Below are 13,284 nucleotides of genomic sequence, written 5' to 3'. Positions count from 1 at the left end.
TGGATATCCGTGACCACCCTGCATGACACGACCGTCCGCGGCTTCGCCAGCGACAACTACTCGGGCGTCCACCCCGAGATCCTCGAAGCCATCGCCGCCGCCAATCACGGGCATCAGATCGCGTACGGCGAGGACGCCTACACGGCCCGGCTGCAGGAGGTGTTCCGCCACCACTTCGGCGACCACGCCGAGGCGTTCCCCGTCTTCAACGGGACGGGCGCGAACGTCGTCGGGCTGCAGTCGATGCTGCCGCGGTGGGGCGCAGTGATCGCGGCATCCACCGCGCACATCAATGTCGATGAGGGCGGCGCTCCCGAGCGCGTCGCGGGGATCAAGATCCTGAACGTCCCCACCGACGACGGCAAGCTGACTCCTGAGCTCGTCGACCGTGAGGCCTGGGGATGGGGCGACGAGCACCGCGCGCAGCCGCTCGTCGTCTCGATCACACAGTCGACCGAGCTCGGCACGCTGTACACGCCCGACGAGATCGCCGCCCTCGCCGACCATGCGCACGCCCGCGGTATGCGCCTGCACCTCGACGGCGCCCGCATCTCCAATGCGGCCGCGGCGCTTGACCTGCCGCTGCGGGCCTTCACGACCGATGTCGGCGTCGACGTGCTGAGCTTCGGTGGGACGAAGAACGGCGCGCTCGGCGGAGAGGCCGTCGTCGTCCTCGACCCGGCGGCCTCGGAGGGGCTGCTGTTCCTGCGAAAGCTGAACATGCAGCTGGCGTCGAAGATGCGCTTCATCTCCGCGCAGCTGGTGGCACTGCTCGAGGGCGACCTGTACCTGCGCAATGCCCGCCACGCCAACGCGATGGCCCAGCGCCTGCGAGCCGGTGTCGAAGCCGGGATCGCCGACGGGTCGATCGCGGGGGTGTCGTTCAGCCAGCCGACGCAGGCCAACGGCGTGTTCGCGGTGCTGCCCGACGGCGTCGCCGATGCCCTGCGCGAGAGCTTCCGCTTCTACGACTGGGGCCCCGCCGGCGGAGGCTCGACGGAGCGCGACGGCGATCCGTCGAGTGCCGGTGGGGAGGATGCGGCGAAGAACGAGGTCCGCTGGATGTGCTCGTTCGACACGTCCGAAGACGACGTCGACGCGTTCGTCGCCGCTCTCGCGCGCCTCACCTGACGCGCGCCGGCTCGACGCCGACCCGTCACCGGGTCAGGCGCCGGCGAGCCACGCCCGGTACGCGTCGAAGGAGTACGGCCGTCCGAGGAAAGCCTCGACGAGCGCGGTCGCGTCCCGGCTGCCGCCGGGCTCGAGGATCTCACGGCGGTAGCGGGTCGCCGCCTCGGCATCCATGAGGTCGCCGCCGAAGCCCGAGAGCAGGTCGCGCGCGATCACGAGGCTCCACTGGTACGTGTAGTAGCAGGCGCCGTACCCCGTGAGATGCCCGAATCCGGCGTACGAGTGCAGCCCGCGCAGCGGCTGCACCGGGCTCGTCGCGGCGTACCAGTGCTCGGTGGCCGCCTGCAGGTCTTCCGGACGGTCGACGTGCAGGTGGTACGACACGTTCGCGTGGCCGAGCTGGCGGCGCACCTCCAGGGCCCGCCCGAACCCGTCGGCGACGCGCATCTTGGCGACCAGATCGGCCGGGATCGGCTCGCCCGCGGCGTTCGCGGTGAACGAGGCGAGGACCTCGGCATCCCACGCCCACTCCTCCAGCAGCTGGCTGGGTGCCTCGACGAAGTCCCACTCCGTCGCGACACCCGAGAAGCGCACGAAGCGCTGCGCGCCGCCGAGGATGTCGTGCACGAGATGGCCGAACTCGTGGAAGAACGTGACGACTTCGTCGTGGGTCATCAGCCCGCGCGCGAAGTTGCACAGCAGCACCGCCTCGGGCAGCACACGCCCCGCGACGCCGGGGGCGAGGGGGAAGCAGGCGGCGTGGTTGTACTTGCCGTCACGCGGATGCAGGTCGAGGTGGATGCGTCCGAGCCGCTCGCCCGTGCGGACGACGTCGTACGAGCGCACATCGTCGTGCCAGGTGGGGATCTCGACGGGCACGTACTCGACGTCGAGCAGGCGCGCGGTCGTGCCGAGCACGCCCGGCAGCACCCGATCGAAGGAGAAGTACGAGCGCACGAGCTGAGCGTCCACGTCGTGACGCTCACGGCGCAGCGTGCTGAGAAGGTAGAAGAAGTCGGCGATCGTGACCTCGGTCGCCGCCGGGTCGTCCTGCTGCAGCCGTTCGAGCAGCACGGGGTACTCCGCCGCGGCGGCGGCCTGAGACGCCTCGTCGAGCCGCGCGAGGAACTCCGCGATCGCGGCGCTGCCGCCGTCGGGGCGACCGGCGCCGATCATGCGGGTCTCGGTCTCGTAGTCGGCCCAGTCGCGGTAGCCGAGCAGTTGCGCGCGCTCGGCCCGGACCGCGAGCAGCTCGGCGAGGACCGCGTCGTTGGCCGGCCAGGCGAGGTCGTTGTACGCCCCGACCAGCGCCGTGCGCGTCGCGCGATCGGTGGCGTATTCCCGCACCGGCATAAGGTCGGTGTACTCCGTCGTCAGGACGACGAGGCCGTCGTCGTCGGCCGGATGCGCGTCGATGAAGTCCTGCGGAAGGCCGGCGAGCGCCTCCGGCGCGACACGGATCTCGCGCCGTCCGTCGCGGATGTTGCGGGAGAATTCCAGGCTGAGCTCGGTGTCACGGTCGGTGAGCGCGCGGACCCGCTCGCGATCGGCCTCGGCGAGGGCGACGCCGCCGCGGCGGAAGTCGCGGCGCACGTGCGCGAGCAGGCGGGGTTGATCGGCGTCCAGGCCTTCGTCGGAGAGACCGTCGAAGGCGGCGAACAGGCGACCGTCGAGAAGGCGGGATGCCGAGAGCGCCTCGAGCGCCTGCACCTGCTCCTCCGCGATGCGGCGCACCTCGGCATCCGGGTGCGCCTCACTCAGCAGGTAGGCCTCGCACGTGGCCTGCCGGAGCGCCAGATCGGCGTCGTTCCACAGGTCCAGGCGCGTCGCGGCATCCATCTCGTCCGCCGCATCGATGAGGCGGGCGTCGACATCGGCGACGAGAGCGACAGCGGCGGCGGGTCGTCCGGACGCGAACGCCACCCAGTCGTCGGCGTCGGTCGGGAAGACGAGAGGCTCGATCGAGGTCATGATCCGAGCCTACGTCGGGGCTGCGACCTCAACGATCGGCGATCACGCGGGCGTCTGATCGCCGTCGTTCTCGGCTCTGCGAATGCCCGGTAACGGTGTCGATGATCTTCTGGGCCTTGACGCTCGCGCGATCGAGGATCTCGCGTGAGCGCAACCGCGCGTCGGCCTCGTGCTGCTGAGCCTGCGCGCGCATGAGCTTGTCGAAGTCGTCGGCCTTCGCCGTGATGCGCTGCGCGTGCTCCAGCGACGCGGCGACCTGCTCGTTGGCGTCCTGCGTGATGCGCTCGGCGTCCTCCGCCTCCGCGCGGAGCTGCTCCGTGTCGCCCAAGACGAGAGCACGCAGGGCCGCGGCGCTCTTCTCGGCTTCGGTGCGGATGGCAGCGGCCTCCTGTTCGGCCTGGGCGACCTTCTCGGCGGCGTGCGCCGCTTCGCGCTCGAGCTGGGCGGTGTGCGCCGTCAGCTCAGTATCGATCGTCAGTCTCGCCTGTGCGGCATCCGTCGCCGCCTGGGCGCGCACCGTCTCGATATCGGCGTGAGCCGCTGCGCGCTGCGCGGCGATCTCCTCGCGGGCGGCCTGGAGAAGACGCTCCGCCTGCACGCTCGCGTTCTTGATGATCACGGATGCCTGGTCCTCCGCGACCCGCAGCACGTCCTCGAACCGCTCGCGTTCGTGGGAGGACTCCGCGGCGGAGCTCACGAACTCCGCCGTCAGCGACGCCCGAGCACAAGATCGGTAAGGGTGGGCCGGAAGTGCCGGGCGACGTAGGTCACGGCTTCGTCGACGCCGAACGCGCGGGTCGAGTTGCCGACCCGCACCCACAACTCGCTGCCGCCCCCCTGGGCGACGAAGACGGGCTCGGGCGCTCGCGGGCAGCGTACGGCGCAGACCGTGGCGCCGTCGACCTCGGCGAAACGGATACGCGGCATGGCGGCGGCGTTCTTTCCGAGACTCGCCGTCAGCATGTCGCGCAGCCAGAGCTCGAAACGGTCGGCGTCGGGGGTGCGGAGGGTCGCGAAGTCGCGATCGAGACCCTGCACGCGGCCGTCGTCGTCGACGCCGATGAGCAGTGTTCCGCCCGAACTGTTGAGGAAGGCGGCGACGGTCTTCGCGACCACCTGCTCCATCCGCGCGTCCTTCTTGTCGTCACGGACGTTCCAGCGCGCGGTCTCCTTGAACTCGACGCGGTCGCTCTCACCCTTCTCCAGGAGCGCGGCGACGTCAATGGCTCCGTCGCGGCGCAGCAGCGCCGCGACTCCGGCGACGAGGAACGACAGCCCGAGGCTGCTGCCGACCGCAAGCAGCAGCGCCGTCGGCATCCACAGTCTCAGCCCGACGAAGAACCAGCCCGCCAGGAAGAGCCCGAGGCTCACTCCCAGCAACGACACGATCGTCATGACCGACAGCGGCAGGGACAGCCGAGCGCCGAAGAGGCGACGCAGCACCCACGCGATCATGAAGGACAGCAGCAGCGCGAGCGGCAGCGCGCCGGCGACCTCGACGAGCATCTCACTGCGGGGCACGGTGATCACCTGAAGACGAGGGACAAGGGACGACGGGCGATCAGCGCAGCGCGCCGACGCTGGCCAGAGCCAGGCGGATGAGCGTCGAGCGCCCGCCCTCCATCTCGGCAGCCAGCGCCTCCGACGAGGCCTCTTCGGGGGTCATCCAGGTGACCTCCAGAGCATCCTGGCGCGGCTCGCACGTGCCGGTGACCGGGATGACGAACGCCAGCGACACCGCATGCTGACGGTCGTCGTGGAAGGCGCTGACCCCGGGCAGGGGGAAGTACTCGGCCACCGTGAACGGCACCGGTTGCGGCGGAAGCTGCGGGAACGCCATCGGACCGAGGTCGTTCTCGAGATGACGGAAGAGGGCGTCGCGCACCGTCTCGCCATAGCGCACCCGCCCCGACACGATCGACCGGGTGATCTCCCCCAGCGGCGTCGCCCTCAGCAGCACGCCGACCTGCGTCACCGCACCCACGCCGTCCGTGCGCACCGGCACCGCCTCGACGTAGAGGATCGGCAGCCGCCGACGGGCCTCGGCGAGCTCGACGTCGCTCAACCAGCCGGGGTTTCCGGCGCTTTCCGGAGCCGGCGAGCCGAACGTGCCGTCGCCGAGGGGGTGGCCGGGCCGTCCCCCGCCGCTGCCGAAGCCGCGCAGCGGGTCACGGGGGTTCCCGTCGTCGTCGCGTTCGTTCGGATCGGGGTCGGGGGTGCGAACGGCCATGCCTCCATGTATACCCGTACCGCCGCCGGTGGCGCGCCCGTGCCGTCGGCCGGGCGGCGACGCGAGTGTCGGCGCCCCCTGCGAGGATGGTGGTCATGAGCGCGATCGCGATCGACGACGAGGCCGTCCTCTGGTCGGAAAGCCCCGAGACGCGGGCGGGCAGACCCCTCCTGCTGCTGCTGCACGGATACGGCTCGGATGAGCGCGATCTTTTCGGGCTCGCTCCCTTCCTCCCCGACGCGTTCGTGCTGGCCGCGGTTCGTGCGCCGCTGGCGCCGCCCTTTCCCGCCCCCGGCTGGTCGTGGTATCCCATCGAGGGACTCGACGGCCGCTCGAGCGGAGCGGTGACGGCCGCCGCCGACGCCCTGATCGCGTGGATCGATCGGGCGACGGATGTCGAGACGATCGGCATCCTCGGCTTCTCTCAGGGCGCCGCGGTCGCTCTGCAGGCTCTGCGCCTGCAGCCCGAGCGTTTCGCCTTCGTCGTGAACCTCGCCGGCTACGCAGACCCGTCACCCCTTCCGGGCGACGAGGTGCTCGCCGAACGTCGCCCCCCGGTCTTCTGGGGCCGCGGCGCCCGCGACGAGGTGATTCCCCCCGCTGCGGTGGCCCATACGGTGCAGTGGCTGCCCGCACACGCGGAGCTGAGCGGCCGGGTCTACGCCGGGCTCACCCACAGCGTGTCGCAGGAGGAGCTCGACGACGTCCACGTCTTCCTCGACAAGCAGCTCGCCGCGCTGTGATCCCGCGCTGAGCCGTCGATCCCTCCGTCCCTCCTCGGACACCGGGTTCTCCGACGCGTCGGCGCATCTTTATCCGCGCCGGCCGTCGATCCCTCCCGTCGTCCGGGAACAGTGTCGTGCGCGCCTGCGCTCCGACACTGATCTCGTCAGTGTCATCGACACCGACAGGAGGCACCCATGCCCCACGCTTCTCCCGCGGTCGTGCTCGACCGCGTCACCTTCACCTGGCCCGACGGCACCGTCGCTCTCGACGACGTCTCCGGGGCCTTCGCCGCTGTGCACACCGGACTCATCGGACGCAACGGCGCCGGCAAGTCCACGCTGCTCGGCCGCATCGCGGGCACCCGCGTCCCGGCATCCGGCACCGTCTTTCGCAGCGGCACCGTCGATGTGATGCCCCAGCGGCTCACCGCCGACACCCGCGTCGCGGCACTCTTGGGCGTCGATGCGGCGCTGGATGCCGTGCGGGCCATCTCGTCCGGCGACGTCGATCAGCGCGACTTCGACGCGGTCGGCGACGACTGGGACATCGAGGCACGCGCCACGGCTGCGCTCGCCGAAGCGGGCCTTCCCGAGGACGCTCTCGACCGACGGGTGGGCGCCCTCTCGGGTGGCGAGGCCGTCCTCGCCGCCCTCGTCGGCGTGAGACTGCGCGGAGCCCCGATCGCGCTTCTGGACGAGCCGACCAACAACCTCGACCGTGACGCGCGGGCGCGCGTCCACGATCTGGTGCGCAGCTGGCGCGGCACGCTCATCGTCGTCAGCCACGACACGGCGCTGCTGGAGCTGACCGACTCGCGCGCTTTCTGCTCCGCGCAGACACGGTGCTGCGGCCCGTGGCGGAGCTGTCCGGCGGCGGGCGCTTCCGGCTGGCCCTGGCCTGCCTGGTGATGGCCGACCCACCGCCGCAGCTGCTGGTGCTCGACGAGCCGACGAACAACCTCGACCTCGGCACGGTCGACCAGCTTGTCGCGGCGCTGGCCGCGTTCCGCGGCGCCGTCGTGCTCGTCAGCCACGACGACGGGTTCCTCGAGCGGATCCGCCCCCACCTCGTGCTGGAGCTGCGCGAGGGCGTGCTGACCGAGATGCGGTTCGAGTGAGCGCGGATGCCGCGGGTCGCGGCATCCGCGGGGTCGACCGGCGCGAGCGCCGCGGCACGGGTCGGCTCGTCCGTTCCGTATTCAGTCCGCGCGAACGCGACGGCGGCGCGCGGACCCGGGTTCTCCAGGCGCCGGCGGGGTCCGGGGGCGGAGAGACTGAGGACGGAACAGGGCGAGCGGGGGACGGCGGGGCGCGCGCCGCAGCCGCGGCGTCCGGGTGCGCCCGTGTACGCCCGGCGCGAGCATCCGCCCGCGTGTCGGAGGTCCGCGGGATGATGGAGCGATGGCTGATGTGCTGGAGCGGTTCGGTCCTGCGACCCAGGACTGGTTCCGCGGCGCCTTCGCCCAGCCCACGAGCGCTCAGGCGGGGGCGTGGGATGCGATCTCCGCCGGCAAGCACGCCCTCGTCGTGGCTCCCACCGGCTCGGGCAAGACCCTCTCGGCGTTCCTCTGGGCCATCGACCGCGTCTTCCGTGAGAAGGCTCCGGCGCCGCGAGCGTCCGAAGCGGCGGAAGACCCCGCTGCGCCCAAGCAGCCCGCTGCCGCCCAGCAGCCCCCTGGCTCCCGGAAGAAGGCGGCGAGGAAGAAGGATGCCGCCGGCACGCGCATCCTCTACATCTCTCCGCTCAAGGCGCTCGGCGTCGACGTCGAGCGCAACCTCCGCTCGCCGTTGGTGGGAATCGGGCAGGCGGCGAGGCGCCTCGGCATCCCGCTCCCCGAGGTCACCGTCGGCGTGCGCTCGGGAGACACTCCGGCCGCCGATCGCCGCAAGCTCATCGCCGACCCGCCCGACATCCTCATCACGACGCCCGAGTCGCTCTACCTGATGCTCACGTCGCAGGCGGCCGAGACCCTACGCGACGTCCACACGGTGATCGTCGACGAAGTGCACGCGGTCGCGGCGACCAAGCGCGGCGCGCACCTCGCGGTCAGCCTGGAACGGCTCGACGCCCTGCGTCGCGACGACGATCTCGATCGCCCTGCCGCACAGCGCGTCGGGTTGTCGGCGACGGTGCGCCCGATCGACGAGGTCGCGCGCTTTCTCGGCGGCTCCGCGCCGGTCGAGATCGTCGCCCCGCGTGCGACGAAGGCGTTCGATCTGCGCGTCGTCGTGCCGATGGCCGACATGCTCAACCCGCCCCCGCCACCCGAGCGGGCCGACCCCGAGACGAGCGCGGAGACGGATGCCGAGGGCGACGGGGACTGGTTCACTCCGTCACAGCCGTCCGAGATCACCGGATCGGTCTGGCCGCACGTGGAGGAGGCCATCGTCGACCGCGTGCTCGCTCACCGCTCGACGATCGTGTTCGCGAACTCGCGACGTCTCGCCGAGCGTCTCACGGGCCGCCTCAACGAGATCTACGCCGAACGGCTCGGTCTCGACCTTCCCGAGCAGACCGTTCCCGCCGCCACGATGGCCCAGGCAGGAGCGAGTGCCGGCGCCCCACCGGAGCTGGCAAAGGCCCACCACGGCTCGGTCTCGAAGGAGCAGCGTGCCCAGGTCGAAGACGAGCTGAAGCGCGGCATCCTGCGCTGCGTCGTCGCGACGAGCTCGCTGGAGCTCGGCATCGACATGGGCGAGGTCGATCTGGTGATCCAGGTCGAGGCGCCGCCGTCCGCCGCCTCGGGCCTCCAGCGCGTCGGACGCGCGGGCCATCAGGTGGGCGAAGTGAGCCGCGCCGCCCTCTTCCCCAAGCATCGCGGCGATGTGCTGCACACCGCCGTCGTGACGGAGCGGATGCTGGCGGGCCAGATCGAGGCGATCAGCGTGCCGCAGAACCCGCTCGACATCCTCGCGCAGCAGACGATCGCCGCGTGCGCGGTGGGGCCGGTCGACGTCGAGGGGTGGTTCGAGACGGTGCGGCGCTCGGCACCGTTTCGCACGCTGCCCCGCTCGGCCTACGAGGCCACGCTCGACCTGCTCGCGGGCAAGTATCCCTCGGACGAGTTCGCCGAGCTGCGTCCCCGCGTCGTCTGGGACCGCGATCACGGCACGCTCACGGCGCGCCCCGGTGCGCAGCGCGTGGCGGTCACGAGCGGCGGCACGATCCCCGATCGTGGCCTGTTCGGCGTCTTCGTCGCCGGCGAGACGCGCAACGCCCGCGTGGGCGAGCTCGATGAGGAGATGGTCTACGAGTCGCGCGTGAACGATGTGTTCACCCTGGGCACCACGAGCTGGCGCATCGTCGAGATCACCCACGATCGCGTCAACGTCCTGCCCGCGTTCGGTCAGCCGGGAAAGCTGCCGTTCTGGCACGGCGACGGGCTCGGCCGCCCCGCCGAGCTGGGCGAGGCCCTCGGCCGGTTCTCGCGCGAGGTGGCGGCGGCGGATGCCGAGAAAGCGACCGCACGCCTGCGCGAATCGGGGCTCGACGACAATGCGATCGGCAACCTGCTGGCCTACCTCGACGAGCAGAAGGAGGCGACCGGCAGTCTTCCGACCGACCGCACCCTCACAGTCGAACGCTCGCGCGACGAGGTCGGCGACTGGCGGATCATCCTGCATTCCCCGTACGGCATGCACGTGCACGCGCCGTGGGCCTTGGCCGTCAACGCGCGCATCCGCGAGCGCCTGGGTGTCGAGGGCTCGGCCGTCGCGAGCGACGACGGCATCATCGCGCGGGTACCGGATGCCGAGAGCGAACCGCCCGGAGCGGAACTGTTCGTCTTCGAACCGGACGAGCTCGGACAACTCGTCACCGACGAGGTCGGCGGCTCGGCGCTGTTCGCCTCCCGCTTCCGCGAGTGCGCGGCACGCGCCCTGCTGCTGCCCCGCCTCAACCCCAACAAACGCTCGCCGCTGTGGCAGCAGCGTCAGAAGTCGGCCCAGCTGCTGGAGGTGGCGAAGAACCACCCCACGTTCCCGATCATCCTCGAGACGCTCCGCGAAGTGCTCCAGGACGTCTACGACCTCCCGGCGCTGCTGCGCATCGCCCGCTCCATCGGCGACCGCCGCATCCGTCTGGTCGAGACCACCACGAGCACCCCCTCGCCGTTCGCCCGCGACCTGCTGTTCGGCTACGTCGGCGCCTTCATGTACGAGGGTGACTCGCCCCTCGCCGAGCGGCGCGCGGCGGCACTGTCGGTCGACCCCGCCCTGCTGGGCGAGCTGCTCGGCAAGGTCGAGATGCGCGAGCTGCTCGACCCCGCCGTCATCGCGCAGTTCGAGCGCGAGGCCCAGCGGCTCGACCCGTCGCGGCGCGTCCGCGGGCTGGAGGGCGTCGCCGATCTGCTGCGCCTTCTCGGACCGCTCGACGCCGCCGAGGTCGCGGCGCGACTGGCAGAGACGGCCACGCCGACGCAGGATGCGTCTGCCGGCGCCCCGCACACCACCACCGCGACCGCACCAGCACCTCCCCCGTCGGATGCCGAGACCGACGCGGCCGCACACGCGGCGGCATCCGCTTTCCTCGACCAGCTCGTCGCCGCGCGCCGCGCGATCCGCGTGAGTGTCGGCGGCGTGGAGCGAGTCGCGGCCATCGAGGACGCCGGCCGGCTCCGCGACGCTCTGGGAGCCGCGCTGCCCGTCGGCATCCCGCTGGCCTTCCTCGAACCCGTCGTCGACCCGCTCGCCGACCTGATCGCGCGCCACGCGCGCACGCACGGCCCGTTCCGCACGGCCGATGTCGCCCGGCGGCTGGGCATCGGCGCCGCCGTGGCCCGCCAGACGCTGCAACGACTGGAGTCGCAGGGGCGCGTGGCGAGCGGCTTCTTCCTGCCCGAGGGGGCGGCCCCGCGATCGGTTCCCGGCGACGAGGGCGGCGCCCGCACCGGCGTCGACGACGTGGAATGGTGCGACAGCGAGGTGCTGCGACGCCTGCGCCTGCGCTCCCTCGCCGCGATCCGCGGCACCGTCGAACCGGTGGCGCCGGCCTCCTACGCGCGCTTCCTCCCGGCGTGGCAGCACATCGCCGGGGCGGCCGGCGGACGTCCACTCGAAGGCGTCGACGGTGTGCTCGCCGTCATCGAGCTGCTCGCGGGCGTGCCCCTTCCGGCGAGCGCCTGGGAGTCGCTGATCCTGCCCCTGCGGGTGAGCGACTACACACCGGCGATGCTCGACGAGCTCACCTCGACCGGCGACGTCGTCTGGTCGGGCCACGGCTCGCTGCCGGGCCGCGACGGTTGGATCGCCCTCCACCCGGCCGACACCGTGACCCTCACCCTCATCCCGGCCGAAGACCCGGAGGAGCCCTCCGCAGCGGAGCAGCGCATCATCGACGCGCTTCGCGCCGGTGGCGCGTTCTTCGCCGGTCAGCTGGCGGCGATGACGCAGGCGACGAGCGAACAGGCCGTCGTCGACGCGCTCTGGAACCTCGCCTGGACCGGACGGGTGACCAACGACACGTTCGCGCCCGTCCGCGGGCTCCTCGCCGGGGGCTCGCAAGCCCATCGCACGACACGACGCGCGCCCCGCGCCCGGATGTTCCGCGGCACCTCCATCCCGACGACCCTGACGGCCGCGCGCGCCGCCGCACCGCGCGCGCCGATGGCCGGGGGACGCTGGTCGCTGCTGCCCGAGCCGTCCGCCGACGGCGCACTGCGCGCGACGGCCTCGGCGAGCCTTCTCCTGGAGCGCTACGGCGTCGTCACGCGCGGCAGTGTGCAGGCCGAGGGCATCCCGGGCGGGTTCGCGCAGGCGTACCGTGTGCTCGCCGGATTCGAGGATGCCGGGCACTGTCGCCGCGGCTACTTCATCGAGAAGCTCGGGGCCGCACAGTTCGCGGCATCCGCCACCGTCGACCGCCTCCGCGAGTACGCCGCTCTTGCCGACCCGCCCCCGCGTCGCGCCGTGACACTCGCGGCCACCGATCCGGCCAACCCGTACGGCGCCGCGCTCGCCTGGCCGGCGCTCGAGGGCGTCGCGCATCGTCCGGGACGCAAAGCCGGCGGACTGGTCACGCTCGTCGACGGTGAGCTGGTGTTCTACCTCGAACGCGGCGGCCGATCGGCGCTCGTGTTCGACGACGACGACGAGGTGCTGGCCGCCGCGGCCGCGAGCCTCGTCACGACGGCGCGCACCCATCGCCTCGACACGCTCACGGTCGAGCAGGTGTCCGGAGCCTTCGTGTACGGCACCGCGGCGGGGCGCGCCCTGCAGGCCGCAGGGTTCGTCGAGTCCAGCCGCGGCCTCACTCTGCGGCGTCAGCGATGAGCCGCCTCACCGCGTGCCCGCCGGGAGCCGGTCGTGCCTGAGGGTGACACCGTCTTCCGCACGGCGCGGCGGCTGCACGAAGCGATCGCCGGCGCCGAGGTCGCACGCTTCGAGCTGCGCGTGCCGCGGTATGCGACGGCCGACCTCACCGGCGAGGTCGTGCACGAGGTCATCCCGCGCGGGAAACACCTCCTCATGCGCATCGGCTCCTTCACGCTGCACTCGCACCTGAAGATGGAGGGGCGCTGGCTGGTGTTCCGCCGCGGCGAGCGGTGGCGCGCCCCGGCGTACCAGGCGCGCGCGATCGTCGGCACCGCGGAGGTGGATGCCGTGGGCTTCGAGATCGCGATGGTCGACCTCGTTCCCACCGCCGACGAAGACGAGCTGGTCGGCCACCTCGGCCCCGACCTGCTCGGCCCGGATTGGGATGCCGAGGAGGCCGCGCGGCGCATCCTCGCCGATGACCGGGCCGTCCACGTCGCGATCCTCGATCAGCGCAACCTCGCGGGCCTGGGCAACGAGTACGCCAACGAGCTGCTGTTCGTCCGCGGCATCCTTCCGACCACGCCCGCCGCCGCCGTCGATGCGGCCGGTCTCGTCGAGACGGCCTCGCGCATGATCCGGGCGAACCGCGACCGCGCGTCGCGCACGTTCACCGGCGACACGCGTCCCGGTCGGCAGAACTGGGTGTACCGCCGCGAGCGCAAGCCGTGTCTGCGCTGCGGCACGCCGATCCGCCGCACCGAGCTCGGCGCCACCGAGACCAGCGAGCGCATCGTGTTCTGGTGCCCGCTCTGCCAGACCTGACCGCACCCTCCCGCCCCGCCACGACGGCGGAGCCGCCGCAACAGATGCGGATCGTCGCAACAGAATCGGATGCCGCGGCATCCTTCGATCCGCATCCGTTGCCGATCCCCGCATCCGGTGCGGGCCGGGCCGCCGCGCCGGGCCGGGCCG

General features: G+C 72.1%; 8 protein-coding genes and 1 pseudogene. 5 read left to right on the top strand and 4 right to left on the bottom strand.

All coding sequences use genetic code 11. The features are described 5' to 3' along the window. The first annotated feature begins 9 nt into the window (after positions 1-9). On the top strand, positions 10-1,131 hold the full coding sequence (locus JOE53_RS01050) for a threonine aldolase family protein (protein WP_204946493.1): 1,122 nt from the start codon (positions 10-12) through the stop codon (positions 1,129-1,131). Positions 1,132-1,164: 33 nt separating this feature from the next. Here the strand turns inward: JOE53_RS01050 and JOE53_RS01045 are convergent, their stop codons facing one another. Genes JOE53_RS01045 through JOE53_RS01030 form a run of 4 tightly spaced genes read right to left on the bottom strand, consistent with a single transcriptional unit; the run spans position 1,165 to position 5,332 of the window. Then, on the bottom strand, positions 1,165-3,102 hold the full coding sequence (locus JOE53_RS01045; protein WP_204946492.1) for a M3 family metallopeptidase: 1,938 nt from the start codon (positions 3,100-3,102) through the stop codon (positions 1,165-1,167). A 28-nt stretch (positions 3,103-3,130) separates the two neighbouring features. Then, positions 3,131-3,799 carry a hypothetical protein gene (locus JOE53_RS01040; RefSeq protein WP_233449447.1) on the bottom strand — a complete coding sequence of 223 codons (669 nt, stop codon included), beginning with the start codon at positions 3,797-3,799 and terminating at the stop codon, positions 3,131-3,133. Positions 3,800-3,810: 11 nt separating this feature from the next. After that, positions 3,811-4,623: an AlbA family DNA-binding domain-containing protein gene (locus JOE53_RS01035; protein WP_271170988.1), complete on the bottom strand. Its 813-nt coding sequence runs from the start codon at positions 4,621-4,623 to the stop codon at positions 3,811-3,813. A 40-nt stretch (positions 4,624-4,663) separates the two neighbouring features. Then, positions 4,664-5,332 carry an NUDIX hydrolase family protein gene (locus JOE53_RS01030; RefSeq protein WP_204946491.1) on the bottom strand — a complete coding sequence of 223 codons (669 nt, stop codon included), beginning with the start codon at positions 5,330-5,332 and terminating at the stop codon, positions 4,664-4,666. A 95-nt stretch (positions 5,333-5,427) separates the two neighbouring features. On the opposite strand from JOE53_RS01030, the gene JOE53_RS01025 reads away from it, so the two are divergent. From JOE53_RS01025 to JOE53_RS01010, 4 genes and pseudogenes are all read left to right on the top strand, one after another. Beyond that, entirely contained in the window at positions 5,428-6,075 is a 648-nt protein-coding gene (locus JOE53_RS01025) for an alpha/beta hydrolase (RefSeq protein ID WP_204946490.1), read from the top strand. Between the two features lie 177 nt (positions 6,076-6,252). After that, positions 6,253-7,175 (top strand): annotated as a pseudogene (locus JOE53_RS01020) (ATP-binding cassette domain-containing protein). Positions 7,176-7,458: 283 nt separating this feature from the next. Beyond that, positions 7,459-12,327 (top strand): Lhr family ATP-dependent helicase, encoded by a 4,869-nt coding sequence (locus JOE53_RS01015; RefSeq protein WP_204946489.1) that lies wholly within the window; start codon positions 7,459-7,461, stop codon positions 12,325-12,327. 33 nt (positions 12,328-12,360) lie between these two features. Further along, positions 12,361-13,134, top strand: coding sequence for a DNA-formamidopyrimidine glycosylase family protein (locus JOE53_RS01010; RefSeq protein ID WP_061683095.1), 774 nt, complete (start codon positions 12,361-12,363; stop codon positions 13,132-13,134). The last annotated feature ends 150 nt before the right edge of the window (positions 13,135-13,284 follow it).

It is taken from the genome of Microbacterium laevaniformans (assembly GCF_016907555.1).
GTDB lineage: Bacteria > Actinomycetota > Actinomycetes > Actinomycetales > Microbacteriaceae > Microbacterium > Microbacterium laevaniformans.
This window is presented reverse-complemented; position numbering and strand designations above follow the sequence as displayed.

Bases quoted from the DNA above. Each gene is read 5' to 3' on its own strand.
- JOE53_RS01015 (WP_204946489.1), top strand. From the start codon at position 7,459: ATGGCTGATGTGCTGGAGCGGTTCGGTCCTGCGACCCAGGACTGGTTC.
- JOE53_RS01045 (WP_204946492.1), bottom strand. From the start codon at position 3,102: ATGACCTCGATCGAGCCTCTCGTCTTCCCGACCGACGCCGACGACTGG.
- JOE53_RS01030 (WP_204946491.1), bottom strand. From the start codon at position 5,332: ATGGCCGTTCGCACCCCCGACCCCGATCCGAACGAACGCGACGACGAC.
- JOE53_RS01025 (WP_204946490.1), top strand. From the start codon at position 5,428: ATGAGCGCGATCGCGATCGACGACGAGGCCGTCCTCTGGTCGGAAAGC.